The organism is Sphingobium lactosutens (genome assembly GCF_013393185.1).
Lineage (GTDB): Bacteria > Pseudomonadota > Alphaproteobacteria > Sphingomonadales > Sphingomonadaceae > Sphingobium > Sphingobium lactosutens_A.
Map to the genome: position 1 here is coordinate 1 of NZ_QJQX01000032.1, position 24,119 is coordinate 24,119.

Genomic DNA, 24,119 nt, shown 5'->3' on the forward strand with positions numbered 1-24,119 from the left:
CCTGTCAGCCGTGGTGCTCTGGGCCGTTGGGTGATCGCTTCGAGCGAGAGGCATTTGCATCGCATCTTTGACGCCCTGAAGCTGCGGCTCCGGTCCCAGGAGGTCATTCATGGCGACGAAACTACGGTTCAGGTGCTGAAGGAAGAGGGCAAGGCTCCTACCAGCACCTCGTATATGTGGGCCTACCGCAGCAGCCAGGACAGCGAACAGCCGATCGTGCTGTTCGACTATCAACCCGGTCGCGGGCAGGAACATCCGCAGGCCTTCCTCGGCGACTATCGCGGCATCCTGATGAGTGACGGCTATACGGCCTGGCGCACATTGAAAGGCGCCACGCATCTGGGCTGCATGGCCCACGCCAGACGGCGCTTTGCCGACGCCCTCAAGGCGAGGAAGAAACAAGGCGGGCCGCCCGCACAGGCGCTCAAGTTCTTCGACCAGCTCTACCGGATCGAAAGGCAGGCGCGGGACGAAATACCCGATGAGGGGGAAACGCAGGCCAGCTACATGCGCCGCTTCCGCCAGAAACATAGCGTCCCGGTCCTGGATGCACTCAAGGCGTGGCTCGATGACATCGCGCCCAAGGTTGTGCCCGACACCAAGCTTGGTGATGCGGTCTCCTACACCCTCAACCAGTGGGAATACCTGACGCGCTACGTCGAAGACGGCAGGATGCCGATCGATAACAACCTTCTCGAACGCGACATCAGGGTTTTTGCAACAGGAAGAAAATCCTGGCTCTTCTGCGATACCGTGGACGGCGCACGGGCGAGCGCCGTCACCTACAGCCTGATGCTGACTTGCCGCGCCTGCGGCGTCGAGCCTCTCGCGTGGCTACGCCATGTCCTCACTGAACTTCCCCAGCGCCCTCACGACGCCGATATCGACGACCTGCTGCCATTCAACTTCGAAAGACAAGCCTGACCCGCCGACGTCGCTGCGGTGGCCTATCTCGTCCAGCGTCAACTATGATGGCCGCACTGCCTCCGGAAGCAGCGTGCTACGAAATGCGCGCTTACGTTAGACCAGTACATTGCCCAGCAATTCGCCCTTCCAGCTTTGGCGGTGAAAGACCCGTCTGCAGAAGATGAGTATGATCGTTGGAAGGCATCTCGCCAAAGTCGAAGTTCTAACAATCGCAGTGGGTAGAGACGGTAATTCGTGTCTCAGATGCGGTTCTGCACCGCTTTATCCCCCGAAATCCGCACGGTAGGACCCGCAATTTTAGCCTCTCAGGCCCGCCACGGGAGCGGCCCAGCGCCGATCGCGCATCGCGCTATTGCATTGGTCCGGCACGCATAATCTCGTCCATACGAGCTGCAATCGCCTTCCATGTGGCAACTCCCATTTCGTCGCCTTCAGCATGCAGCTCACCGATCCTCTCAGCCACCTTTGCAGGCGCTAAGTCGCCATGTCGCTTGAGCAGCATCATCGCGGCTCCAAGCATGACTTGGTCTTCCGACATGGTCACGCTGGCTCAATCCTGTCGACGTCCAGCATATCGAACTCTGATCGACACCCCCATACTCGCACGCGGTTTCCCAGCAAGTGACGATAACGGCCGCTTAGGTCCAGCCTCCACTCGCCGCCATCTGCGACGCGCAAGACCGGCCATGCGCCATCGACAACAAGCACTCCAACCAGCTCATGGCGCGCTCCCCTCGGCATCCTACTTCCGATTTGTTGGCTGAGGCAGGGGTGGGGCGTCGGCGAATAGCCCGTTGAGATAGCCGGCTATCCGAACTCCGCCTCGCTTCAGACGATCGTCCAGCTCTGGGCGATGCTGGTAAGCATAATCCCATGAGATGCTGGTGTCAGCGGGATAGATGGCCTTGCGCAGCGCGATGCTCTCGCTGAGCCACATAGCCGGATTGGCACTGCTCCAAGAGATAATTTGTTCTGGCTTCATTGATCGGGCTAGCCAGCGGGCATATTCCGAGTAGGACAGCGAACGGTGCTCGATCATGGCCGTATCCCAGACCGAATGTAGATTGGTAGATCGCCCAAACCAAATGACCTTGAAATCGTTTCCGCCCCGGTCGTTTCCGCCGCCAGCGTGCAGCGGCTGGTGAAGATCGCCGATTATGTGCACGATGAACCGCAGAGCTAGGCGCTTGCTCTCGGCCGATGCTTTCGGATCACTCAGCTTAGCGGTGAATTTCACCAAGGCGGTCATCGCGTCGCCCTCGGGCGGCGCGTCTGATGCTTGGTAGGCATTGCCCGCTTTCACGGTGACATAATGCCAGGGGCTTGCAGTCTTCTGCCAGAACTCGGCTTGCTCCGACTTCATATCGTCGGGCCAGGTTGCTGCCTCCGCAAGATCCTCAGCGCCCAGTATCAGACGGACATTCGCCCGGGCAACCCCGCTCAGATTCTCATCCGCGATAGCCCCAGTGATACGATGGCCAATCGGCCCCCAAGCATGTGTGGGCGATGCAATAGCGAAAGAGGCGGCGATAAGGAGAGTTGATCGAAACATAGGCATTCATTGCCGAAATTTCAGCGCGAAGAAAAGCCACGTCCGATTCGGAGGTGGTGGCGGTCGGTCAGCTCGGAGTCGAAACTCTGGTCGTAATAACGACTTTCAGCACCCACTCTTGGCCATGCGCAAAAAACAGTGATTTAGCGGCAATCAGGTAGTGTCCAGCGTACATCGGACGGCTGTCTTCCGGTCCCAGAAAATTTGTTGCTCAGTATCAGGAACGTTATCGCTAATTCGACCTTAACCGGGTTAATAGGTCCACCTCGAGAGTCGGCCAGTGTCAGGAGGGATGACCATGACGGACTTGTCGCAACTCAGCGCGACACAGAGGCAAATTTTGCAGCTCGTCGCCGATGGGGTGACGGCTAGCAAGGACATCGGCCGCGTGATCGACAAGTCACCCGCTACTATCGATGTTTATCTCAGTAAGGCGGCCGCCAGTTTGGGAGCAAATGGCCGCCACGAAGCTGCAAGAAAATTCAAAGAGTTATCTCAGTTAGATTCTAAATTTAGAATGGAAGATATTGCCGAAACGGAGGGAATTGGGCTGTGTGAAGACGCCGGATCGAAGCCGGCCAGCCGATCATCAAAATTGATGAAGAAGCTGTTTCCACCCATCGGAGGCCCCACGGATGAACTCACCCCTCTACGGACGCTCGGGCTGATCATACAGCTCTCGCTCATAACGGCAGTTTCAACTGCTGTGGTGGTTGTGATTTATCTTTGGGTCATGGATCAGTTCGCCGAACTGGCCCGCTAAACCGAAAAACTGACAGCTCAAGCGAGGCAAGCAGATACTTGCCACGGAGGATACATGCGCACGTCAAACGAACGCCTGCCGTTGGATCGCAATCAGTGCCAAGATATCACAACCGGGCTAAATGAAGGCTATGTGAAGCTGGACGACATGATTGCCCACACACTACGCTTGGGCACGATGATCGTTGAAACTGGGAAGGCCTCCGGTCTCGATCCGCTTTCCAGTCAGAAGCTATATGCCAGCTTGGCGGATTGCGCAGCGAATATGGTCCGATCCCGTGGGGATCTCGTATCGGTTCATCAACAGGCTCATAAGATAAGGATGCGCTCCACTTCCGCAGACGTGCACCTCTGGGGCTGCACCATACCCGCTGTTGCGAGCAGCACTATCGCCGATTTGGACAAGCCAGCAACGATCGCTGCTTGACCGCGGTCGAGAGATCATTTCCATAGCCCAATGATCATCGTGGTCACCTTTACGATGCTGGTTCTAGCATGCAGCGCCTTCTCCGCTCTGGCAGGGGGGCCAGCGGGGCGGTGGACCGCGGCCGCTGCAATGGGGACCACGATGATGGGTGTGGTGATATCGATCTTCCATCCGATATTGACCAAAGTTGAGCCGCTTAGAATTGCTACTGACGCCATTTTTCTGGCCTCACTCGTCGCCTTGGCAATGATCTATCGTCGCTGGTGGCTCATCTGGATGGCGGCGTTCCAAGCCAACGGCACGGCATCGCATTTTGCCGCTTTGCTGAGCCCCGTCTATGTGAGGGTAATTTATTACACCCTCTCCACTATATGGGGCATACCTATTCTCGCGGTTTGGGTAATCGGCATCTGTAAAGATCGAGGCTGGCGTTTATCTCCAGCAAAATATGGTGCCAGTCTGCTTCGTGCGATAGCGCGAGCTATCACTTAGCACTCAGCGAACACATCAAAAATTCAGAAGGAGGCCTTATGGTCACGCAACCTTCTGGCGGACAATTGCACCTACCTCAACGTGAGGTGCAACGCATTCCGCCGCGCCTAGTTCATCACCGGCATAACGCATGGACTGCAGCAGTCGCCGCACTATTCACGGATCTACATCACGAACGTATCCACTTTATGTTTCACGCCAACGGGGAATACGTCGGAGATGTGCGATTTGACGGCGACGTCGACAGCGCGCCATTCGATATCTCGCTAGTATTGAGGTCTGCCCTTCTGCGTAGCGCCAGTTCGATCATGGTCGCACACAATCATCCTGGCGGCCGAGCGATACCCTCACGACAAGATTGTCACGTCACCAGAGATGTTGCTCAAGCCTGTCGTCTAGTAGGCTTGCGGCTGAGCGATCATTTGGTTGTCGCGGGCGATAATCTATTCAGCTTCCGAGATAATGGGCTTTTGTGACGGAGTTGGCGGGTTAATTCCGATGCACTCCGGCACCTCCCGAGATCTACGGGCTTGTTTGGCCTGCTAAGAGCTCAGTGCGCCGACATCGGCGCAAATGTCGGCGCCCCGTAACGGGACATTCATCAGCATTCCGATCCTCGCACTCTCATTCTACCAGGTGATTGTTCATGTTGACGCGCGCTACAGAGGATGCCGTTGCACAAATTTCCGCTGCGCTTGCAGCGCTAACCGACGGATGGGACCGGTTGGGTGCTGCTCCGTCTTCCAAAACAGGCGACCACACATCCCCGGAAGAACTGGCTGCCGCAGCTCGACGCTATTTGCGCTGGCGGAGAAAACGTGATGAATCCTACCCTCGCCTGTTCGAAGATCCTGCTTGGGAAATACTATTAGATCTATTCGTTTCAAAAATTGAAGAGCGATCCATATATGTCAGCAGCGCATGCATCGCATCCCAAGTCCCACAAACAACAGCATTACGCATGATAAAGCGATTAAATGATTTGAGCTTGGTAAAACAAGAGGAAGATCCATTTGATGGAAGACGTAAAATATTGAAGATAACCAAGCCAGGGATTGATGTTGTCGTCAATTTTCTTCAAAATCTAATTTGCAATCGATAAGGGCAAGCCTCTTATTTCACGGAACGGCCTGCCCACACGATCCGCCCGACAATATTAACTAACGCTGGGTCGATATCGGCCCAGTCGGGATAATGGGGATTGTCGCTCACCACGCTGAACCGTCCGCGCCGCGGCCCCATGGCGATCCGTTTCACCATCAGCACGCCGTCAAGGCGCAGCACATAAACGCCATCACGCAGCCGTTCTGCATCATCATCATGATCGACCATGACGTCGTCGCCATCGCTCAGCGTCGGCGCCATCGATTCGCCGTCGACCCGGATGATCGACACGCGCTGCGGCTGCACGCCTAAGTGACGCAGCCAGCGGGCATCGAACGCCATCACACCCGATGCCCGTTCATCCTCGTCCAGCGTGCCGCCCCCTGCCGAGGCGCCCAGCGCCAGACGCGGCACCGCCACCACCGCCGGTGTCGTCCGCAGGCGCGGCTGGGGCGACGGCGCAGCCTCGGCCAATGCCCCACCCAGCATCGCCTCCGGCACGCCGAAATAGCGTGCCAGCACTCGGCGATCATCCTCGTCCAGCTTGCGCGGCGTGCCGCGCTTGATGAACTGCTGAATATAGGCCGTGTTACGACCGATCAGCCGTGACAGGTCAGCATAATTTTCTCCATGCTCCGCGGCGAGACGCTCGAGTGTTTGCCGGACATCTACTGCCACATCACCCTCATCTAACATTCATCGGTCCCCCAGCTCTCTTTTGAGAAGCGTTTCAAGAACCTAAGCTTGCACTTCAGCTTGCGCCAGTGCATTCCGGTTTCGTCATGGCGCCGCATTTCTGCGGAGCGCTTGCCATGTTCAAATCTACGGTCACCGGGCCGTCTCCTTCCCACTTCAGAGAGCTAGAACACCAGATCCGCGAGAAGGCGGAGCGTGCGCTGCTTGAAGCCAGCCACGAGGCTGGCCGCAGGGCAACTGGCCGTATCCGCAATGCCATGTCGGGCGCTGGCCTTGGCCGCCTCGGCAACGCTGTTGACGCAACCTCGGATCTGGAAAAGGGCGGCCGCCTACACCGTTCATCGATCCGCGAGGTATCCGCTTCCAGCGCGATCCATCTGAAGAGCCGCAACGAGAGGACCGTCGGCGCGATCGAAGCTTACACGCGTGGCGCAGCCATCCGGCCGCGTGACGCACGATGGCTCTGGATACCCTCTCCCGAACTCCAGCGCCGGGTAAAAGGTGGCGCTCGGCTCACTCCCGGCAGCTGGCAGTCTTCTGGCCTAGCGCAGCGAATTGGACCGTTAGTCAAAATTCCCGGCCGTCACGCTGGCGAGGTCCTGCTCATCGTGCCGGCGGTCACGGTGCGCCAGGAAGGCCGCCCCTCCCCTCGCCGCCTGCCGAAAAGTGGGAAGGCCCGCGCCGGTCGGACTCTTCGCGAAAACTTCATCGCCTTCACCGGCATCCGCTCAACGTCGCGCCAGGCGCGCGTCGACCCTCACAAGATCATCGATGGTGTCAGGGCCGAATTGCCCGCGCTCATCGCAGCCCAACTGGAGAAATAATATGGCATCTGGAGCCGTCTTTCCCGCGTTCATCCGCGCGACCTATCAGGAGACGTCTGATGGCGTCCCGGCCTTCGAGCGCGCCATGCAGACTTCCGTCAACCGCGCCCGCAAGGCGGCAGAGATCTCCATGGAAGATCTACAACGGGAAGTGCAACGGGCTGTGGTGGGCGGCCGCAGCGATTTCGGCATTCCCGAGATGCGCGCCGCCGCAGCAGCAGCCGACGGCAGGGCCCAATCCGCCCGCCAACTCGCTAATGCCCTGGCGGCGGCAGCGGCGGCTGAAGCTGATTATAGCGCTGTTACCCAGGTCTCCATTGTTACGGCGCGCCGGCTGGCCGATGAGGAGGAGCATGCTGCACGGTCAGCGCATCTCCATGTTGCCGCAGTCGAACAGATGGCTGATGCTGCGCGGCGCAACAATATCGATATGACGGCCCTGGCAAGCGGGCAGATTATGGCGGCGCGGTCCTCCAACGCGCATCGCCAGGCGCAGATGATGCTCGGCCAGCAGATGCAGGACACGGCCATCATGCTTCAGCTTGGCATGAACCCGCTCATGATCCTCACCCAACAAGGCACGCAGGCAGCTTTCGCTCTCTCTCAGATGGGCGGCCGGGCCGCAGCAGTTGGCCGCATCCTTTCCAGCCCTTGGACCGCCGCACTGCTCATTGCAGGCACGGCCCTCAGCGCCCTCATCGGCAAGTCGGAGGACGCGGCCGACGCTCTGGAAAAGGTCAAATTCTCCTCCGACAGCGTCGGCAATGCCCAAAGCATCCTCGGCAATGTGATGGATATCACGACCGGCAAGATCTCGACGCAGCGCCAGGAGTTGATTGCCCTAGCGATTGCACAAGCGAAAGTGGCAGCGATCCAGGCGCAAGCACGGGCGGTCGCATTGCGCGGCGAGGTCGAAGGGCTGCAGCGCCCTACCTGGTCCCTCTCTGGCGGCATGGGTGGCGGCTTTGACGTGGAGCGGCGGCCGGCTGGAGCCGTAGGCGCGATCTCGAAAGCCTTCTTGACCGGCGAGATCGACACAACCACCGCTGTGCAGCGGCTGGACAATCTGCGCAAGGCTGGCGCGCTTACGGATGAAGCGTTTGCTGAAGCTGCGAAGTCCGTCGCCAGCCTTGGCGTCGAATTGGCCAACCAAAAGACCTTCGAAGCCGCAGAGCGTCTGGCTCGCCAAGCTGGCACGGCGTCTGACAGGGCTCTGCTCCTCAAGCCGAAGGACGACCGCAGCTCGAAATCGAAGGCCAATGCTCTGGCCGAATTCGGCGAGACGGCAGCAGAGCGCATCCAGCGGATCAATGAGGCATTCGATGATCAGCCGCGCCTCATCGATCGGGCGGCGCAGGCGACGCGCGAACTGGACGACCTGATTGGCGATCTCGAAAGGCGGAAGCCGGCGGGCTATGAGGGGCTGATCGCTCAAGCGAACGAAGCCAAGGCTGTCGTCAAGGACGGCCTCGTTCGACCTTATGACGACTTCATTGCCCGGCAGCGCGAGCAACTCGTCATCGGCGACCTTCTGCTGGACGGCAGACGCAATGAAGCAGAAGCGGTGCGTCAGATCCTTGGCATGCAGCGTGACATGGGTCCGCTTGACGCGGCACGCCGTCAGGCCATCGTCGATAGCGTGCAGGCGCTGGATCAGCAGGCTAAATCCATGGAAAGGCTCCAGGCTGAGCAGCAGGCCTTCCTCGCGGCCAGCTCAAGCATCCAGAGTTCCATCCAGCAGAGCATCGCCAGCATCAGGGCGGATGGCTTCGGGGCGCTTGGCGGCCTGGTCAACAACGTGATGGGCACCTTCGACAATCTGCTCTCGGACGTCGTTAGCGAGCAGCTATTCGGCGACATCTTCCGCGGCATCAATGACGAGATCCGCGCGGCCACCGGCGTCAAGAGCGCCAGCGAAGTGGTCAACGATGCTCTGATGCTTATGGCGACCAAGGTGGAAGCTACGGGTAATGCCCTTGCTGCCGTTACCAACGAGATCGCCGGCGGACCGGTCGCAGCAGCTAACGATAATGGCGCACAACAAGCCTATGCCGACATTGTGGTGAATGGCCGCAAGGCTATTGGCGATCCGGTTACGTTCATGGAGACGACCTTTACACGTTTGCTCGCCAAAGCTCTTCCCGAGGACCAGGCAAAGAATATCGGCAAGGAGGTCGCTGCCGCCGTGCAGGGCGCCGCATATGGCCAAACGGCTGGCGGCCTGATCTTCGGCTCGGGGAATGACCGCCTGGGCAGCGCAATCGGCGGGGCCATCGGCAACAAGGTCGGCGAGAAGGTGCTGGGCAAAGGACTGGAGACTATCGCTAAAGGCTTGGGCGACTTCGCCGGGCCTTTGGGATCTATCGCCGGCGGTATTCTGGGCGGTGCCATTGGAGGCATGTTCACCAGCGCGAAGTGGGGCACGGCTGCTGTCACCGGCAATGCCGACAGCGACGTATCCGTGGGCGGCAACAAGAGCGCCTATCGCTCCAACGCTGGCCTAGCGGGCACCTCGATCCAGAGCGGACTCGACGCCATCGCCGAGCAGTTCGGCGCGGACGTTGGCGGCTACAACGTCTCGATCGGCCAATATAAGGGCAAGTGGCGCGTCAGCACCACGGGTCGGACAGGGAAGCTCAAGGGCGGCTCCGGGCGGACCGACATCAAGGACTTCGGCGAGAACGGCGCGGAGGATGCCATCAAGTACGCGATCGCTGATGCGGTGAAAGACGGTGCGCTGGAGGGGCTCCGCGCGTCGACCCAGGCACTGCTCGCCGCTTCCGACGATGTTGAAGCCCAGCTGCAAAAGGCGCTGGATTTCGAAGATGTTTTCTCGCGCCTCAAATCCTACAAGGATCCAGTCGGCGCCGCGCTCGACACGCTCGACAAGGAGTTCAAGCGGCTCCGGGGCATCTTCGAGGAGGCCGGCGCTTCGGCTGAGGAATATGCCCAGCTGGAAGAGCTGTATGGCATCGAGCGAGCCGCTGCGGTCAAGGAGGCGGCCGAGAAGGTCACTGCGTCGCTCAAATCGCTGTTCGATGATCTGACCGTCGGCAACGATGCCCGGTCCCTGCGCGACCGGCTGGTGGAGGCGCAGGCCAATTATGATCCCCTCGCCCAGCGCGTGGCCGCCGGCGACACCACCGCCTATGACGACTACGCCGATGCGGCCCAGACGCTGCTCGATCTCCAGCGCCAAATCTATGGGTCCAGCGAGGACTATTTCAAACTGCTGGACGAGGTGACTGGGCTGACCAAGAGCCGCATTGATGCTGAAGGCAATATCGCCTCCATCTCGGAGGCGAGGCCTGGCCTGTTCGCTAGCGATATGAGCCTTGCGCCTATGGTTTCGGCGACGGAGACCCAGACGGCAACGCTTGTATCCGTCATGAAGACGGAACTTGGCGCGCAAACATCGGAGCTGAAGGCCATCTCCACCAACATCATTGCCTTGGTCCGGACGGTCTCAGGTCAATCGGGCAGTGGCTCGAAACAAGAGGCGTTGGTCGCGAGAAGCAATTTCTGAAGGATTAGTGGCCCCGTTTCGAGAAAGGGGGGATGAAACGGGGCCTTGATCGAACACCAGATCCGTGGGGGGCACTGACCTGGCCGGGCCACATCTCCATATCATTTGCGCTCTCACAAGCGCCCATCGACGGATCGATTCATATGCGCGGCGAATGCGCTACCAGCTGAGCAAAGACCCGCACTCATTGCGCAATCGGAACATCTTTGGCGCCGAGACATTGTGTCTCTCGATAGGGAGAACACATGTCACAAGATCCAGATTTCTGCCGTGCGCAGGCAGCCGGCCATCAAGCTCGCGCCGATGCCGCCACACTTCCGAACGTACGCGACGTTGAGCTGACGGCAGCCGCTACTTGGCTCCGCGAAGCAGACTTTGCCGACAAGGTCGTTGCTCGTCGTGCGAGACTGTCTCCAGCATTCAAATAAGCCTGGCGATCTTATGCCGGGCGATCGACACACTCCCCCTCCCACCGGCCTAAATCTTTGACATGGCCGGACTGCCCGTCGGTACGATGCCGGCGGGCGTTTTTTCCTCGCAGCAGCAAAAGTTGATCCCGGCCATAAGGTCCGGTCTGGGGGGTGGTCGCTAAACGACCGGGATCGGTCACGGACTGACCACGCTGGCTGGCGCAGGTCAACACATCCTGCCCGGCGCAGTGCTGAAATTTATTGCATGACCGCCGTGAAGATCGCGCTGATGCCTTCGTGCGCTGCAATCAAGACCAAGGCGGTAATCAGGACGATTTCAAGAAGCATGGCGCTGTCCCAGGATCGAGCATCATCCTGATTCCCAAAAACCTGATCTGGCTCCGGCGCGTCTTGCTCCATATCCCCCCTATGCATCGGCTCACTATGACGGCAAATCACAGATGTGGACGTGACCTGGGTCACGCCTATTCGCATCGATGTCGGCCGCTCGCGCAGTTTCCAATAAAAAAGGGCCGCCCCGGTTGGGACGGCCCCCTCACGCTATGGGATACGCGTGATTACCGCTGTTCGCGACCTTCGTCGTCGCGGCGTTCTGGCTGCCGGCCCCCACCCTGCTGGCGGCGCTGCTCGTCCTGCTGATCCTGCTGTCCGGGCTGGCCTGGCTGCTGGGGCTGACCGCCTTGCTGACCCGGGTTCTGATTCTGGTTCTGGTCTGCCATTTCACACTCTCCTGCTGTGTCTGATGACCCTGCTGTGTCTGATGACACGCGCGCTCAACCGGTCATCGCCGAGTCGCGTTCCGGAGAATCGTGCTGATCGAAATCAACCAGTCCGTAAGCGGCTGGCAGCACGGCATTCTATCGCGAACCGCCGCCGCTGCTCCATTTCGGCTTGTAGATCGCCCTGCCCCTGCTCAATTGCTAGCATGCCAGATAGCAATCACCGGCGTAGACTTGGGCGCCCGTCCGGCCGTTCCGAACGCGCGTGACCGGGCTGATTGTCAAGCTCCGCCGCGCCCGCTTCTCCAGCCAGTTCGGGCGCATCGATGCCGAGCAATATTGACACCACCGTCTAATATGAGAGGAAACTAAGGCCATCGTTTGGACTGCATGGCGGGCGATCCCTGCCATGGCATGGGGTCGCCCTAAGCCGCGGACATCCGATCGGTTATACGGGAACTGGCAGAGCCCAGGCAGCAGCCACCATAATGCAGATAAGCAGTGCCCAGATCACAAGACTGAAAAATAATGCCTTTGAGACGGACATGGTGAAGCTCTCGAAAGCGAAATGCCTCACCTCCCAGAAGGAGGCGAGAGGTGAGGCTATCGAAAGGGCGATCTGTAAGGTCGCGGACAGGAGACGCGCGCCTGACCATTACGTTCCCGAACAATCGCGGTTAACGGCTATGAAGCTCTGATCACCAAATCGGATCCGATTGATCATCTGCGAATGACGGTATTCTTGGTGGAGCAGAAATCCGCGGCGCCCGATATCACCGCCAAGATAGCCCTGCCGCACGCCGCGATGAGATGACACGCGACAGGACCGCCATCTCAATATCGACGCTGCACGGCGCGGGCAACGATCGCGTGATTGAAATCACGCGGCGACTCGGCCGGGAAGGAGTAATCCGCCATTGCGACCTGGAGGCTTTGTAAAGGACCTCCCACTAGCCCGACCCCCCGCGCGGAGGTCGGGCTATTTTTCAAGTCTATGCTCCGCCGTCCCTAGACGGGGTTGCAATTCTCGCGATGCGAATCTGGTTATCGCGGATTGATCTCCAGCGACGAGTCGACCATCGACCTCGAAGCGGCGGGCGCGGGGGCCCGTACCGGTGCGGGTGCGGGCGCTGCTGCGACAGCCGGATCGGCCGCGGCTGGAACTGCCCGAGCCATAGCGAACGGGATTGGCTCGGCTGTGAAAGCATTGGCCATCTGTCCAGGCAGCATTTGGGCTGATCGTCCGCTGACGAGGATCGAGCCAAGCAATGCCGCCGCTGTATTACCTTTGCCTTCCTGACGATGAACGCCGCGCAGTGCGTAGGCCCGGCCGCGCACATTCACGCTATCGAATTTCACCTCGAACTTGCCGGACTTTCCGCCGATCGCTTTGCCGGTCTTCCATGTGATGGTGCCGGCAACCTGTGATCCGCGCGGGATAGCCACAATGCCGTCTTCCACGATGTCATTGACCACCGAAAAGGCAACTTGCGTTCCCACCTCAATTTTCTTGGAGGTGATTTCTTCGTTGGGCGTCACCGTAATAAGCGTGCTGGCGGGCAACGCAGTTCCCGTCTGAGCATAGACGCCGGTCGACGCGACCAGAGCGGCCGCGCAAATCATTACTCGAATCATGAAACCCCCAAAATGTCCCCGGGGAAACGAATAGCTTCCCAGCGTTGCGGATATCAAGCTGTTCCCCCAGTCGTTCGTGATCAAGATCACACGTCGATGGAGCGATGCCCCCTCAGCGCCCGGGAGATGCCCACCACATCCGCGCCGCAACCAGCATATCGATGTGGCAGTCCTTCGCCGCCATCCTCAACTCAGCGTTTTCCGAATACCGGCAGCTTCCGCCTCAAAATGCTGACGTGCCCCTGCCGATCCCCGGCGATGCATCTCTTCAACGCTCACCCCCTCGCGCCGCGCATTGACTGCCGTAGACGCCCTATATTGCGGATCGGCCAGCAGATGCAGCAAGCCTCCATCAATCTGCGCAAGAATCGCCTCGACTTCGGCCAGCCTGGCTTGGAGTTTCTCACGGGCGGCGGGATGAAGGACGATGTCAGCCATAGCGATCTCGAAAAGTGGCCCGGCGCGTTGGGTGTCATGGCGCCGGCGCCGGGCAAGGTGCGATGGGGGAAAAGGATGAAAAGCCCCATCGATCGATTATCGGCTGGCGCCAGACCGAAGCGCCAGCCAGTTATGTCTGTCAGAGGCCGTCACGCTCCATCTGCAGCTGCGAGGGCGGAGCAACTGTGACCGGCAGCCCATACCGCATGGCTTTGACCGCAGGCAGCTGGTTGAATGCCAGCAGCGCTGGATCGACGGGAATATCTACCAGAAAATCGAAAAACCGGCGGAACTCGCGCCCGCTCGCCAGCATCGTGCCACTGAACTGACGAAGCTTATCGACCCGGCTGGTTCGTGTCAGACGGGAGAGCGCCGCTGAGGCCGCGTACAGGGTTTCGACTTGCCCGATTATCTCCTGCGCCCGTCGGTAAAGCTCGTCGATCAGTGGATCCATCGCTTCCGAGATCTCGTCTTTTAGCCCGTTCCACGGTTCTCGCAGCGGATAGTAGTCCTCATTGATCTGACGGTTCAGCGCCGCGATGCCCGCGACTAGCTGATCCTTTTCGCGCTCGAGATCTGGCGCAACGGCCGGCATTTCCCCGTGGCGAAGCAGCGCAAGCGCGATAGCATCTCCGTCAGGCTGTCGCGCTTCACCAATAGCGCGATGGACCTCCTGCAGACGCTCCTGAGCTTGCGCGCGCGCCTTCTCCTTGGCGGCGATCGCCAGTTTGATAGAGTCGAGCCGATCGACATGAGGGGCGATGTCGATCGCCTCAACTGCTACTCTCGCTTGTTCGATCGGCGGCAGTTCTGCATCAGACCCTGTTTCTCGATTGAAAATGCCCATTACCGCTCCCCTCCGTCGAGATGAGCGCGCAGCGCTTGATTCTTGGCATGCGCCCGGGACCACACGTCATCGCTCTTCTTCTGCGATGCAGTCGGTGCCGGCGCCGTGCGCTGAGCGCCAGCGGAAGTGATAGGCGAACCAGATGCGCCGGCGTTAGCGGCTCGCGCCTTAGCCCAGACGTCGGCGCTAGCCTGACGCGTTGCCTCGTCGCGCTGCCCGTTCATACCCGGCTCAGCAATCGCGGCGTTGAAGGTGTGGAAGGTCGCCTGTCCTCCCACCGAACAGGATCTCGTCTTTCCGTCGCTGGCCAAGAAGGTGATGAGCCATCAATTCATGAACGTGAACATCATGGGCGCGATTCAAGCGGCGGCTGGCACTACCGATCCAGTGATAAAGGATGGTAAGCCTGTGCTGGACAAAGAGCAGCTTCCGATGACGGCCCAGCGCTACACCCTCCACGATTTCCGCCATGCTGCCGCCTCGTTGTGGATCGAGCAGCGCGTGAACCCCAAGCGGGTGCAGAAATGGATGGGCCACAGCTCGATTCAGGTGACGTTCGATACCTACGGGCATCTTTTCGACCAAGCGGATCAGGACAGCGCCGTGGCTGCCGCGATCGAACGCGAACTCATGGGGTAATGGCTGCAATGCCTATCAAAATCCGTGCTATCCTGTCGCTGCCCGCAATCTTGGCGTTGGGCGCATGCGGCATCGCCGGCTGCGAGAGATATGCGTCTCGATATTCCTGCGATTACGTGGAAAGCCGTGCGGAATACGAAGTCTGGTACTGGAAAAACGTGGCGGCTGATAACGAGGAAGACGAGCAGCTAATCGGCCGCGCCACAGGCTTACGGATGTGCCGCGAGAACGCTATCGCTCATTCCCAGGCAATCGACGATGAGTTCTCTGATCGTTCGTACATTTGTGCGCTGATGGAGAACGGGAAGCGGATGGAAAAGCACCGGCTGTGAGGCAGCGGAAAGAATCGATGCAACATGCATGCAACATGGACCATGAAATCCGCACATTTCCGTATCCTATGGACGCCCTCTGACTCCGTCAATCGAGGTTCGAATCCTCGTCGGGCATCCAGAACTTCCAGAAAATCGCGATATATGATCCGATAACTACGATCCTCGGCTTGCTTCCGAAAGGGAACGGGTCGGAGCAGCCCCTTTCTGTCGCTCTCCCGTTGGCATGACCGCATTTCATCGCCATGTATATTTGTCCAACCAGGCCCCGCACCTTGGCGTCCGGCAACAATCGATCGGGAGACCAGATGGATGGCAGAAGCGGCGCAAGATACTCATTCGGCGCCAAGGCCGACCGATGCGACAGCCGGCTCCGCGCCGGACTTCCCGCCCACGCATGTGCACCAAATTCTTATCGCAGAGCCTTTTGACAAGCTCGTGGCATCGACGCCGATGCTCGATGAGAATATGGACCGGCTACGGCTTCTATACCCGAACTCCACCTATAGGCTTTGGACGCATGATGACCTGCGGGACTTCATGACGCAGGCTTTTCCTCCCGAAGTGTGTCAGGCATTTGATGGGCTTCGCCCCTATGCGTACAAGGCCGATCTCGGCCGGCTTTGCCTGCTCCATGCAATGGGCGGCCTGTATAGCGATATTTCCTTCTTTTGGATGGAGCCACTCCGCCCCCCGCCTTCGGCAGCGATCGTCTCGTTCCTCGATGTTCGCTCCTCCAGTCCGGCCTGGACAGCGCTCTCCAACGGAATCATCTGGGCGCGCCCAAAGCGCAGGGAGATCGAAATCGCGATCGAGATGATTTTGGCGAACTGCCGCAATCGCTATTATGGACTGAACTCGCTCCATCCCACCGGCCCGGCGCTGCTCGGACGCGCGTTCGTGAAGGCGCTGGCCGAACAGGAAACAGACGAGGGCTGGAGCGAACAATGGGTCGGCCATGCGCGATTCCTGACCCCCATGGGCTATCCCAAAGGCCTGGCCTGCTTCACGCCCGATCAAAAGCTGATCGCAATCTCCCGCAAGGAAGGGGGAACGGGCCTGGGCGACCTCCAATTGTCCGGCGGGAACAATTATAACGACTTCTGGAACGGCCGGACGGTATATGGCGAGCATGAAACTCGCGCGCCCCAGCCCGAGGGCGACGACAGCGACCTCCAGATGCCCTGACCCCTCCAACGAAAACGGCCGGGCGACCTAGAGCGTTTTCGAAGCAGGTGGAATCACCTGATGGCTCGGAAAACGCGGTAAAACAAAGAGCTAGAGCAGCCGAGCCGATTCAATCGGATTAGAATCTGCTCTAGTCCGCCCCTCGCGGCCGGACATTGCGTCAAGCCGCGTCGCCGTGCACCACCCCCATGGAATGTCGCTTGCGCACGGCCGGCCGTGGCAAGGGCAGCACTTCGGAGGGTTCCTTTTCCAGCCGCTCGATCGCATTGGCCACCAGCAGTTGCAACCCTTCATCGCTCAACAGGCCGCCGCGTATCAGGCAGCGATCCACCAGAACCCGGCGGAAGGCGGAATAGAGCGCCATGTCAGGCTGGCGCGGAGCCGCCCAGAAATCATCCAGCCCCGTCCGATGGACGACGCCCGGCACCTTGTAGACCGCATGCCCCAGCACGACCACCGGCTTGCCGCTATTGAGCGCCAGCGTGCCGACCGTACTGTTGACCGTCACGACACCCAGCGACTTGCCCACCACCTCGGCAATGTCCCAGTCTGGCAGATAAAAAACCCGGTCGGCAACGCCATAATGGGTCGCCAGTCGCTGCGTCAGTCGTCCCCAGGCCACCAGGCCCGGATCGAGCGGATGCCGCTTGATGAGCAGCGAAACACCATCTGGCGCATGGCGGGCGAAGCTCTTGATGACGAACCTGAGAGCGGCGCGCATGTTGCCGAAGGGCGAATGGACGCGGATCTGATAGTCGGAGTTGAGCTGCAAGGGCAGGGTGAAATAGGGCCGGTCCTTGACCGCCGTCCATACCGCCAGCGACCTGCGTTCTTCGCTCCTGCGCATCAGGAGTTTGCAGCACCAGGCTACCGATTCGAGCAGGAAGCTGTGTGGCCGATGAGTGCGATAAAACGGAAAATAGGGCCGCATCAGCGCTGACGCCAGACCGTTGCGCATGGTGTTGCGCGCCCGCGCCCGGAAGGTCGAGGGGACAGCCGGCAGGACGCCCTCATATTCGGGCAGCCCTTCCGCCTGGTCGATATACCATTGCGGGTCGAGCGGCAGGGTCGAATTGCCATTCACGCCGTCGTCCTGCAGCGTCAGGAAGTCGGGCCGGATATAGCCTTCCTCCATGCAATGAACCCGCAACCCACGCAATCGCGCCATCCCATGCGCAGAGGTATGATAGGGGCGACAGTCGCCATAGAGGATCAGGTCGGTGACGCCATGATTGACGATGAAATCGTCGAAGAAGAGCGGCCAGTTGCGGAAGGTGCCGCGATAATCGGTGGCTTCGCCCGGCCAGTCGACCTTGTCGCCGCCGTTGATGTTGATCCGCAGCGCACGATGCCCTCTTTCCCGCAGGGCATCCGCCAACATCGCGAAATAAGGACCATGCGGCCCCTGAAGGAACAGGAAAGTCTTCATGGACGCCTCAACCATGAAGATACTCTGCGGACAAGGTCATAAATCGCCGTAACTTCCCCTGTAATTGCCGCAATCGGATCAATGACGTCATGGCTGGTGTAGTCCCATTCGCCATGCGCTCAACCATTATTTCGGGCCCGCATGGCAATTGGGTCAGCACGTCCAGATAGCGAGGATAGAGTATCAAGGCAGCGGCCACAAGCTGGTCCAGGGTCAACTGCCGCCCCCGGCGCGCGCAGGGCCGGGCCAGATCGCGTGTCAGTCCCCATCCGGCGTAGAAAGGCATGCCGTGCACCGTGACGGAACGGCCGCGCATCAGCGCTTCGAACCCCGTCAGCGACGACAGCACATGCACCTCGTCAACGGCCTGCACCAGCTCCATCAACGGGGCGCCGCCGTCGATCGCATCGGCATGGGTCAATATGGCTGCATCGGACACATGTCCCTTGCGATGCCCCGCCTGCACATCGGGGTGGGGACGATAGACGATCCACGCATCCGGCTCGGCGCCACGCACGCGGGCCAGAAAATCGAGATTGCCCTCCACGCCTGCGCCGCCGAGCCGCACCGACAGGTCGTCATCGACCTGGCCGATCGCGAGCACGGTGCGCCGTCCCTCCGGCAGCGCCAGCATTCGTCCGGAATCCTGGCCATATTTCGTGACCCCGGCCGAACAGATGCGGCGGCGCAGGCGCGCGGCCCGTTCCACCAGCGGCAGGGGGAAATCATGCGTGGCCAGCAGCGTTTCCAGATCATTTTCCGCCAGCGCATTATAATAGATGCCGGTGCGATCGACGACCACCGATCCGGGCGGGTGCAATGCCGCCCCAAGCCCCCGCGACCGGATGAAACCGTCTTCCACGCGCACCAGCGGCACAGCCCGGTCTGCGGCATCCTGCGCCATTGTCTTCGGCACACGGGACGGCCAGACGGCCAGCGCGCCCTTCTCCCTCTGCGCCCGGCGCAGACCGCGCGCTGCGGACAGGAAGGGTGGCGACCGCCTGCCGTCCCACAGGAACCGACGCACCGCGTCGCGCTTCCAGAAAGCCATGCCGCTGGCGGCGGCAATGTCGCGATTGCCGTCCAGATGGCGGCGCCAATCGGCAAGATGCAGGATGGCCGCGGCGGCATCCGTAGGATCGCCGGTAAAGGGATTGCGGTAGCGCGCCAGCGCGATCCGCGTCCTGGCCGCGTCGCGCAACCGGCCCGGATCAATCCGTTTCCCGTCCGGCCCGATCACCGGCACATCGAGCAGCCCGGCGACCAGCGCCCATTCATCCTGCTCCGTCGCATGGAGAGCCTGAACACCATCGATCATCGCCCAGGGATCGCAATCGGCCGACAATATCCTGCCCACGGTCGGCGTCGGCCCGGCGCCGGGCAGCAGGCCGATCTGGTCGGGCTGCACGCCGGACAGCGCCGCGGGATCGACGCCGATTCCCATCCGCACCAACAGCCGTACCGGGGCCGTGCGCTCCCCCCAGAAAGCACCGCCCACGCGCGCCTCGACGATGGCGTCGAGCACCCCGTCCGGCACGAACGCCCCCGCCCGCCCATCGTCAATCGCGGTGCTGACCGCCGCGACGGACGGTGCGACATGCGGGAATGGCGGCGATCTCAAAAAGGGGAGCATGGGCGTCAACCGGTCAGCACCGCCGCCTTGCGCGCGCCTGGCCTGACATATCCGTGCCGATCATTCCCTGAGCGCGTCGCGCACCGCATCTTCCATGCCCCTTCGCCGCCATCCTTGAGCGGCAGAAGAGCGCAGGTCAAGAAACAGACGCTGTTACCTCTTCGATCAGCTCGGAGATAATGTCAAAATAGTCACGCCAGGTCGGCGCCCGCCAGCTGGCGATCCTCGCCTGCTGCGCCACCCGCTCCGCCGAATCCGGACGCGCATAGGCGCAGATGGCGCGCTTCCATCCCAATCCGTCGAGCGGATCGAGATAGTCGGGCGCGTCGCCCCCCACTTCACGATGGGCGATGATGTCGCTGCATATCACCGGCACGCCCGCCGCCAGCGCCTCGACCACCGGCATGCCGAAGCCTTCGATGAAGGACGGCATCAGCATCGCGCGGGCATTGGCGACCAGCGCCTGCATCCGGTTGTCGGAGACTTCGCCCGCCTCGATCACATGGCCGCGCAATATCTCCGCGCGCTCCAATATATCGATGACATTCTCATTTTCCCAGCCGCGTCGGCCGACCAGCACCAGCACCGGTGCGGCATCGCCCTGCTCTTCCACCAGCCGCCGCCAGATGTTGAGCAGCAGCAGATGGTTTTTCCGCGGCTCGATGGTCGAGATATAGACGAAATAGGGTCGCGTCGGCAGGTCTTCGTCGGGCGCACCGAAAATGTCGGGCGCGTCGGCGCCGAAATGGGCGACCCGCACCACCCGGCCATCCAGCCCCTTGTTCAAATGCGGTTCGAGCGCATCGATCGTCGCCTGGCTGTTGCCGATGATCCCGGTGGCATAGCTGTCGATCGTCCGCACCCGCTTGCGATGCTCGTCGCCACCCTGCGGCCGCGCATATTCGGGATGGCTGAGCGGAATGACGTCATGCACCAGCGTCACCAGCTTCGCCCCTTCGGCGCGCAGGATCGCGCCGACCTGGCCGTGATTGTCCAGATGGTGCGGCGATACTTGCAGATAGATGCGCGGGCCGGTGGCGCGCGGGACTGGCCGGGGACGGGTGGCGAACATGTGGCGGATGACCGCCGCCTTGTTGTCCCCCGCATCGTCCGAGCGGGCATTGCGCCATTTCGCCGCCGTGAAGGCCAGGAACTGACGAACCGCCGCACTGTTCAGCCGGCCATAATAGCCGCCGGCCGGATGCACCGCGGCGAAGGACAGCCGGTCGGGAATCCGATCTAGCAATTCGCGCGCATAGACATATTCGACGCGATCGATCCCCGTCGGCGCGGGATGGAAAGCGCGCGAGAGCAGACGGGAGACATCGAGAATGACCTCACTCTCGCCTCGCTTGCCCATGAAACGCTCGCTGGCGCGCTTGGTGCGCAGGGCCAGCCGCGCGCCGGGCGCATTGAAGGGACGCAAAGCCATGTCAGCGCCCGTCCCACAGGCCGGCAGCAAAGAAAAGAGGCATCAGAACTGCGCGCGAATCTCTTCGGCCAGCACCTGCAATTGCGCGCCATCCGCTTGAGCGCCATGGCCATGCGCGGCAAAGCCCTTGGGATCGCCCTCCCAGCGCGGCAGGATATGGACGTGTAGGTGGAAGATGGTCTGCCCCGCCGGCGCGCCATTATACTGGGCGACCTGAATGCCGTCGGGATCGAGCGCCTTGCGAATGGCGGTGGCGACCTTCTTCGTGGTCGCCATCACCTGCGCCAGCGCCTCATCCTCGATCTCCAGCAGATTGCGCGCCTTCGACCATTTGGAAATCACCAGCGCATGCCCCCTGGTCTGCGGCATGATATCGAGGAAGGCAAAGGTGTTGTCGTCCTCATACAGCTTGGTCGACGGGATCTTGCCCTGAAGGATCAGGGCAAAGACATTGGCGTCGTCATAGGTGCCGTCGAGGCTCATGGGCTGCCCTTAGCTGGTATAATGGGCGGTCGTCTTAGCAGCGACTTCCTCCGCCGTCACGCCCGGCGCCAGTTCAATGAGCTTGAACGGGCTGTCATGGTCGGGCCGCTGGAAAACGCACAGGTCGGTGACGATCATGTCGACCACATTCTTGCCGGTCAGCGGCAGGGTGCAGGCCGGGATGAACTTGGCGTCGCCATTCTTGGAGGTGTGCTCCATGACGACGATGATCTTCTTGACGCCGGCGACCAGATCCATGGCGCCGCCCATGCCCTTGATCATCTTGCCGGGAATCATCCAGTTGGCGATGTCGCCATTTTCCGCGACTTCCATCGCGCCGAGCACGGTCAGGTCGATATGCCCGCCACGGATCATCGCAAAACTGTCGGCGGAGCTGAAATAGGCCGATTGCGGCAATTCGCTGATCGTCTGCTTGCCCGCATTGATCAGGTCGGCATCCTCCTCGCCCTCATAGGGGAAAGGCCCGATGCCCAGCATCCCGTTCTCGGACTGGAGTGTCACTTCCACGCCATCGGGAATATGATTGGCCACCAGCGTCGGAATGCCGATGCCCAGATTCACATAGAAACCGTCCTGCAATTCCTTCGCCGCGCGCGCGGCCATCTCGTCACGAGTCCAGGGCATCAGTTCAAACTTCCTTCCTGAATGGTCGTTATTTCACCGACCTGATTACGCAATTCCGCCGATAGTCCGGCGACGATGGATTCAAGGGCTTGCCGCTCGTCCAAGCCCCATGTCGTGGCATAGGCTCGCGCGGCATGTCGGATCGTATCGGACATAAGATAGCCGAATGTCGTCGGGTCTTCCAAAATCTGAGCCGAAATCCAGACACTGCTGCCCGCCCCGTTTGTCACCCACACCCGCATGACCTCATGGGACTGATCTGTCAGTATGTCGCCTTGATCCAGCGATAGGGCGTTAGGATGCTCAACTTGGGTCATGTCGGATGCCTTGTCATTTTCCGCCGCCAGCGGCGGGCGGCGCCCACCTCCTGTCCATCGGAAAAACATCGTCAAACCCTCCCTTTAGGCCGCTTCCATAGACCGGATTGGGCAGCACGAACCAGCCATTGCCCCACAGGCCCGCGATCGGCAGTTGCATGGTCGCGGCGCGGCGGGCGGACACTGGCTGGCCCGCATTGAACAGGTCGGAAAAATCGCCCAGCTGGTCGCCGCCCATGGCGATAACGCAATATTTGCCGGAGATCGTCCAGCGGCGGCCATCCTTGCGCGATCCCATGGCGTCGTCACCGCTCAGATACAGCGTCTGGCCATGCACAGCATCCCCCAGCCCTGCCGCCTTGATCGCGCGCGCGGTCGCATCGGCATTGGCAACGGACCGATTGGTATTGAAGATCACCGTCACGCCCAGCTTGCGCAGCGCGGCCAGCACATGGTCCGCGCCGGGCACCGGCCCGACCGCACCCTCGCCGGTCTTCTCCCATGCGCCCCAATCCGCCTCATTCCATCCCTGCCCGGTCCTGGCGGCATGATATTCATAGCCGGTGTTGAGCATCACCGTCTCGTCCACGTCGAACACAGCCGCGAAGGGCCTGTCGCCGCACGGCTCGAATTTCGGCGCGTCGAGGGTCGCACCTTCCTCCAGCACCACGCTGTCGGCCGGACGCGCCTTCACCTTCGCCGCCACATAGCCGAGCAACGCGTGCCAGGCCTGCACCGAAATCGCAGCCCCCTCGCCCGACCCATAGAGATATTGCATGCCCGCAGACGGATTGGCGGCCAGATCCGCAGACGGCGCGGAGGTCGTTGCCGCCGGCACGGTCGCGCAAGCGGCAAGCGGCGCCAGCAGCAGCACCGAAACCGTGCGCATCGTCATGGACATCAGGCCGCTTCCCGCGCCCGCACCGTCCGGAACTCGATCTTCTTGTCGTAGGGTGCGCCCACTATCATGCGCTTCACATAAATGCCCGGCAGATGGATCGCGTCGGGATCTAGGCTGCCCGTCGGCACCACTTCCTCGACCTCGGCGATGCACAGCTTCGCGGCGGTCGCCATCGGCTGGTTGAAGTTGCGGGCGGTCTTGCGGAAGATCAGGTTGCCGCTCTCGTCGGCCTTCCAGCCCTTGATGATCGCGATGTCGGCGAAGATGCCGCGCTCCAAGATGTAATCCTGCCCGTCGAAGCTCTTCACTTCCTTGCCCTCGGCCACCTGCGTGCCGACGCCGGTCTTGGTGTAGAAACCGGGAATGCCCGCCCCGCCCGCACGGCACCGTTCGGCCAGCGTCCCCTGCGGGCAGAATTCCACCTCCAGCTCACCGGCCAGATATTGCCGCTCGAACTCCTTGTTCTCGCCGACATAGGAAGAAATCATCTTCTTCACCTGCCGCGTGCGCAGCAGCTTGCCCAGCCCCTCGCCGTCGATGCCGGCATTGTTGGAGGCGATGGTCAGATCCTTCACGCCCGAATCGCGAATCGCGTCGATCAGCCGTTCGGGAATGCCGCACAGGCCGAAGCCGCCCGCGCAAATCTGCATCCCGTCGAAGAGAAGTCCCTCCAGCGCGGTCGCGGCATCGGGGTAGAGCTTCTTGACCATCGGCATCCATCCTTTTGTAAGTTCACACCG

At 60.9% G+C, this 24,119-nt stretch carries 28 protein-coding genes; 11 read left to right on the forward strand and 17 right to left on the reverse strand.

The window, feature by feature from the left end; all coding sequences use genetic code 11:
• Positions 1–924 (forward strand): IS66 family transposase (gene tnpC / locus DM806_RS04940; RefSeq protein ID WP_179041983.1); only part of this gene is annotated, 924 nt, incomplete at its 5' end.
• 352 nt (positions 925–1,276) lie between these two features.
• Here tnpC and DM806_RS04945 read toward each other — a convergent pair.
• Genes DM806_RS04945 through DM806_RS04950 form a run of 3 tightly spaced genes read right to left on the reverse strand, consistent with a single transcriptional unit; the run spans position 1,277 to position 2,479 of the window.
• Positions 1,277–1,465 (reverse strand): DUF6961 family protein, encoded by a 189-nt coding sequence (locus DM806_RS04945; protein WP_179042222.1) that lies wholly within the window; start codon positions 1,463–1,465, stop codon positions 1,277–1,279.
• A gap of 2 nt (positions 1,466–1,467) precedes the next feature.
• A complete protein-coding gene (locus tag DM806_RS27155; protein WP_256869108.1) occupies positions 1,468–1,668 on the reverse strand; it encodes a DUF5818 domain-containing protein in 201 nt (66 codons plus the stop codon).
• 1 nt (position 1,669) lies between these two features.
• Complete coding sequence (locus DM806_RS04950) at positions 1,670–2,479, reverse strand: S1/P1 nuclease (protein WP_179042129.1); 810 nt, start codon at positions 2,477–2,479, stop codon at positions 1,670–1,672.
• Between the two features lie 298 nt (positions 2,480–2,777).
• On the opposite strand from DM806_RS04950, the gene DM806_RS04955 reads away from it, so the two are divergent.
• The 5 genes from DM806_RS04955 to DM806_RS04975 all read left to right on the forward strand — a co-directional run bounded on the left by DM806_RS04955 (position 2,778) and on the right by DM806_RS04975 (position 5,262).
• Positions 2,778–3,242: a LuxR C-terminal-related transcriptional regulator gene (locus DM806_RS04955; RefSeq protein ID WP_179042130.1), complete on the forward strand. Its 465-nt coding sequence runs from the start codon at positions 2,778–2,780 to the stop codon at positions 3,240–3,242.
• A gap of 54 nt (positions 3,243–3,296) precedes the next feature.
• Positions 3,297–3,668, forward strand: coding sequence for a hypothetical protein (locus DM806_RS04960; protein WP_179042131.1), 372 nt, complete (start codon positions 3,297–3,299; stop codon positions 3,666–3,668).
• Positions 3,669–3,809: 141 nt separating this feature from the next.
• The gene (locus tag DM806_RS04965; protein ID WP_179042132.1) at positions 3,810–4,160 is read left to right on the forward strand and encodes a hypothetical protein; all 351 of its coding nucleotides are present in this window, start codon (positions 3,810–3,812) and stop codon (positions 4,158–4,160) included.
• A gap of 38 nt (positions 4,161–4,198) precedes the next feature.
• The gene (locus DM806_RS27760; RefSeq protein WP_179042133.1) at positions 4,199–4,636 is read left to right on the forward strand and encodes a JAB domain-containing protein; all 438 of its coding nucleotides are present in this window, start codon (positions 4,199–4,201) and stop codon (positions 4,634–4,636) included.
• Positions 4,637–4,806: 170 nt separating this feature from the next.
• Entirely contained in the window at positions 4,807–5,262 is a 456-nt protein-coding gene (locus DM806_RS04975) for a winged helix DNA-binding protein (protein WP_179042134.1), read from the forward strand.
• Between the two features lie 11 nt (positions 5,263–5,273).
• Here the strand turns inward: DM806_RS04975 and DM806_RS04980 are convergent, their stop codons facing one another.
• Positions 5,274–5,960 (reverse strand): S24 family peptidase, encoded by a 687-nt coding sequence (locus DM806_RS04980; protein WP_179042135.1) that lies wholly within the window; start codon positions 5,958–5,960, stop codon positions 5,274–5,276.
• Positions 5,961–6,076: 116 nt separating this feature from the next.
• Here DM806_RS04980 and DM806_RS04985 point away from each other — a divergent pair, with 116 nt between their 5' ends.
• Positions 6,077–6,784 carry a hypothetical protein gene (locus DM806_RS04985; protein ID WP_256869109.1) on the forward strand — a complete coding sequence of 236 codons (708 nt, stop codon included), beginning with the start codon at positions 6,077–6,079 and terminating at the stop codon, positions 6,782–6,784.
• A gap of 1 nt (position 6,785) precedes the next feature.
• Positions 6,786–10,310: a hypothetical protein gene (locus tag DM806_RS27160; protein WP_256869110.1), complete on the forward strand. Its 3,525-nt coding sequence runs from the start codon at positions 6,786–6,788 to the stop codon at positions 10,308–10,310.
• A gap of 668 nt (positions 10,311–10,978) precedes the next feature.
• Here DM806_RS27160 and DM806_RS04995 read toward each other — a convergent pair.
• The 5 genes from DM806_RS04995 to DM806_RS05015 form a co-directional block, all read right to left on the reverse strand.
• Entirely contained in the window at positions 10,979–11,140 is a 162-nt protein-coding gene (locus DM806_RS04995) for a hypothetical protein (RefSeq protein ID WP_179042137.1), read from the reverse strand.
• Between the two features lie 158 nt (positions 11,141–11,298).
• A complete protein-coding gene (locus DM806_RS05000; RefSeq protein ID WP_179042138.1) occupies positions 11,299–11,460 on the reverse strand; it encodes a hypothetical protein in 162 nt (53 codons plus the stop codon).
• Between the two features lie 1,044 nt (positions 11,461–12,504).
• Positions 12,505–13,095, reverse strand: a complete 591-nt coding sequence (locus DM806_RS05005; RefSeq protein ID WP_179042139.1) for a hypothetical protein — start codon at positions 13,093–13,095, stop codon at positions 12,505–12,507.
• Between the two features lie 186 nt (positions 13,096–13,281).
• Positions 13,282–13,533 (reverse strand): hypothetical protein, encoded by a 252-nt coding sequence (locus DM806_RS05010; protein WP_179042140.1) that lies wholly within the window; start codon positions 13,531–13,533, stop codon positions 13,282–13,284.
• A gap of 139 nt (positions 13,534–13,672) precedes the next feature.
• Entirely contained in the window at positions 13,673–14,380 is a 708-nt protein-coding gene (locus DM806_RS05015; RefSeq protein WP_179042141.1) for a hypothetical protein, read from the reverse strand.
• 246 nt (positions 14,381–14,626) lie between these two features.
• Between DM806_RS05015 and DM806_RS05020 the strand changes: the two genes are divergently transcribed.
• From DM806_RS05020 to DM806_RS05030, 3 genes are all read left to right on the forward strand, one after another.
• Positions 14,627–15,019 carry a tyrosine-type recombinase/integrase gene (locus DM806_RS05020; RefSeq protein WP_256869111.1) on the forward strand — a complete coding sequence of 131 codons (393 nt, stop codon included), beginning with the start codon at positions 14,627–14,629 and terminating at the stop codon, positions 15,017–15,019.
• Positions 15,020–15,027: 8 nt separating this feature from the next.
• Positions 15,028–15,351 (forward strand): hypothetical protein, encoded by a 324-nt coding sequence (locus DM806_RS05025; RefSeq protein ID WP_256869112.1) that lies wholly within the window; start codon positions 15,028–15,030, stop codon positions 15,349–15,351.
• 468 nt (positions 15,352–15,819) lie between these two features.
• Positions 15,820–16,539 carry a glycosyltransferase gene (locus tag DM806_RS05030; RefSeq protein ID WP_256869117.1) on the forward strand — a complete coding sequence of 240 codons (720 nt, stop codon included), beginning with the start codon at positions 15,820–15,822 and terminating at the stop codon, positions 16,537–16,539.
• Between the two features lie 160 nt (positions 16,540–16,699).
• On the opposite strand, the gene DM806_RS05035 is transcribed toward DM806_RS05030, so the two are convergent.
• The 8 genes from DM806_RS05035 to DM806_RS05070 all read right to left on the reverse strand — a co-directional run bounded on the left by DM806_RS05035 (position 16,700) and on the right by DM806_RS05070 (position 24,089).
• Positions 16,700–17,983, reverse strand: coding sequence for a capsule biosynthesis protein (locus DM806_RS05035; RefSeq protein WP_179042144.1), 1,284 nt, complete (start codon positions 17,981–17,983; stop codon positions 16,700–16,702).
• The gene (locus DM806_RS05040) at positions 17,976–19,601 is read right to left on the reverse strand and encodes a capsular polysaccharide export protein, LipB/KpsS family (RefSeq protein WP_179042223.1); all 1,626 of its coding nucleotides are present in this window, start codon (positions 19,599–19,601) and stop codon (positions 17,976–17,978) included. The genes DM806_RS05035 and DM806_RS05040 overlap by 8 nt, the downstream gene beginning before the upstream one ends.
• A 136-nt stretch (positions 19,602–19,737) precedes the next feature.
• Positions 19,738–21,033, reverse strand: a complete 1,296-nt coding sequence (locus DM806_RS05045) for a glycosyltransferase family 4 protein (protein WP_179042145.1) — start codon at positions 21,031–21,033, stop codon at positions 19,738–19,740.
• A gap of 42 nt (positions 21,034–21,075) precedes the next feature.
• Positions 21,076–21,516, reverse strand: a complete 441-nt coding sequence (locus DM806_RS05050) for an HIT family protein (RefSeq protein WP_179042146.1) — start codon at positions 21,514–21,516, stop codon at positions 21,076–21,078.
• A gap of 9 nt (positions 21,517–21,525) precedes the next feature.
• Positions 21,526–22,161 (reverse strand): CoA transferase subunit B, encoded by a 636-nt coding sequence (locus DM806_RS05055; RefSeq protein WP_179042147.1) that lies wholly within the window; start codon positions 22,159–22,161, stop codon positions 21,526–21,528.
• Positions 22,161–22,478, reverse strand: coding sequence for a DUF5076 domain-containing protein (locus DM806_RS05060; RefSeq protein WP_179042148.1), 318 nt, complete (start codon positions 22,476–22,478; stop codon positions 22,161–22,163). Before DM806_RS05060 ends, DM806_RS05055 begins: the two co-directional genes overlap by 1 nt.
• Positions 22,479–22,491: 13 nt before the next feature.
• Positions 22,492–23,379 (reverse strand): HAD family acid phosphatase, encoded by an 888-nt coding sequence (locus tag DM806_RS05065; protein WP_179042149.1) that lies wholly within the window; start codon positions 23,377–23,379, stop codon positions 22,492–22,494.
• Positions 23,379–24,089, reverse strand: a complete 711-nt coding sequence (locus DM806_RS05070; protein ID WP_179042224.1) for a CoA transferase subunit A — start codon at positions 24,087–24,089, stop codon at positions 23,379–23,381. Before DM806_RS05070 ends, DM806_RS05065 begins: the two co-directional genes overlap by 1 nt.
• Positions 24,090–24,119: the final 30 nt, after the last annotated feature.

Excerpts from the sequence above, each read along its gene's own strand:
- DM806_RS05030 (WP_256869117.1), top strand. The coding sequence starts at position 15,820 with ATGGACCGGCTACGGCTTCTATACCCGAACTCCACCTATAGGCTTTGG.
- DM806_RS05035 (WP_179042144.1), bottom strand. The coding sequence starts at position 17,983 with ATGGTTGAGGCGTCCATGAAGACTTTCCTGTTCCTTCAGGGGCCGCAT.
- DM806_RS05025 (WP_256869112.1), top strand. The coding sequence starts at position 15,028 with ATGCCTATCAAAATCCGTGCTATCCTGTCGCTGCCCGCAATCTTGGCG.
- DM806_RS04960 (WP_179042131.1), top strand. The coding sequence starts at position 3,297 with ATGCGCACGTCAAACGAACGCCTGCCGTTGGATCGCAATCAGTGCCAA.
- DM806_RS04950 (WP_179042129.1), bottom strand. The coding sequence starts at position 2,479 with ATGTTTCGATCAACTCTCCTTATCGCCGCCTCTTTCGCTATTGCATCG.
- DM806_RS05010 (WP_179042140.1), bottom strand. The coding sequence starts at position 13,533 with ATGGCTGACATCGTCCTTCATCCCGCCGCCCGTGAGAAACTCCAAGCC.
- DM806_RS27160 (WP_256869110.1), top strand. The coding sequence starts at position 6,786 with ATGGCATCTGGAGCCGTCTTTCCCGCGTTCATCCGCGCGACCTATCAG.
- DM806_RS04980 (WP_179042135.1), bottom strand. The coding sequence starts at position 5,960 with ATGTTAGATGAGGGTGATGTGGCAGTAGATGTCCGGCAAACACTCGAG.
- DM806_RS04995 (WP_179042137.1), bottom strand. The coding sequence starts at position 11,140 with ATGGAGCAAGACGCGCCGGAGCCAGATCAGGTTTTTGGGAATCAGGAT.
- DM806_RS05070 (WP_179042224.1), bottom strand. The coding sequence starts at position 24,089 with ATGGTCAAGAAGCTCTACCCCGATGCCGCGACCGCGCTGGAGGGACTT.
- DM806_RS27155 (WP_256869108.1), bottom strand. The coding sequence starts at position 1,668 with ATGCCGAGGGGAGCGCGCCATGAGCTGGTTGGAGTGCTTGTTGTCGAT.
- DM806_RS05005 (WP_179042139.1), bottom strand. The coding sequence starts at position 13,095 with ATGATTCGAGTAATGATTTGCGCGGCCGCTCTGGTCGCGTCGACCGGC.
- DM806_RS05015 (WP_179042141.1), bottom strand. The coding sequence starts at position 14,380 with ATGGGCATTTTCAATCGAGAAACAGGGTCTGATGCAGAACTGCCGCCG.
- DM806_RS04985 (WP_256869109.1), top strand. The coding sequence starts at position 6,077 with ATGTTCAAATCTACGGTCACCGGGCCGTCTCCTTCCCACTTCAGAGAG.
- DM806_RS05065 (WP_179042149.1), bottom strand. The coding sequence starts at position 23,379 with ATGTCCATGACGATGCGCACGGTTTCGGTGCTGCTGCTGGCGCCGCTT.
- DM806_RS05050 (WP_179042146.1), bottom strand. The coding sequence starts at position 21,516 with ATGAGCCTCGACGGCACCTATGACGACGCCAATGTCTTTGCCCTGATC.
- DM806_RS04975 (WP_179042134.1), top strand. The coding sequence starts at position 4,807 with ATGTTGACGCGCGCTACAGAGGATGCCGTTGCACAAATTTCCGCTGCG.
- DM806_RS05000 (WP_179042138.1), bottom strand. The coding sequence starts at position 11,460 with ATGGCAGACCAGAACCAGAATCAGAACCCGGGTCAGCAAGGCGGTCAG.
- DM806_RS05045 (WP_179042145.1), bottom strand. The coding sequence starts at position 21,033 with ATGGCTTTGCGTCCCTTCAATGCGCCCGGCGCGCGGCTGGCCCTGCGC.
- DM806_RS27760 (WP_179042133.1), top strand. The coding sequence starts at position 4,199 with ATGGTCACGCAACCTTCTGGCGGACAATTGCACCTACCTCAACGTGAG.
- DM806_RS04965 (WP_179042132.1), top strand. The coding sequence starts at position 3,810 with ATGATGGGTGTGGTGATATCGATCTTCCATCCGATATTGACCAAAGTT.
- DM806_RS05060 (WP_179042148.1), bottom strand. The coding sequence starts at position 22,478 with ATGACCCAAGTTGAGCATCCTAACGCCCTATCGCTGGATCAAGGCGAC.
- DM806_RS04945 (WP_179042222.1), bottom strand. The coding sequence starts at position 1,465 with ATGTCGGAAGACCAAGTCATGCTTGGAGCCGCGATGATGCTGCTCAAG.
- DM806_RS05055 (WP_179042147.1), bottom strand. The coding sequence starts at position 22,161 with ATGCCCTGGACTCGTGACGAGATGGCCGCGCGCGCGGCGAAGGAATTG.
- DM806_RS05040 (WP_179042223.1), bottom strand. The coding sequence starts at position 19,601 with ATGCTCCCCTTTTTGAGATCGCCGCCATTCCCGCATGTCGCACCGTCC.
- DM806_RS04955 (WP_179042130.1), top strand. The coding sequence starts at position 2,778 with ATGACGGACTTGTCGCAACTCAGCGCGACACAGAGGCAAATTTTGCAG.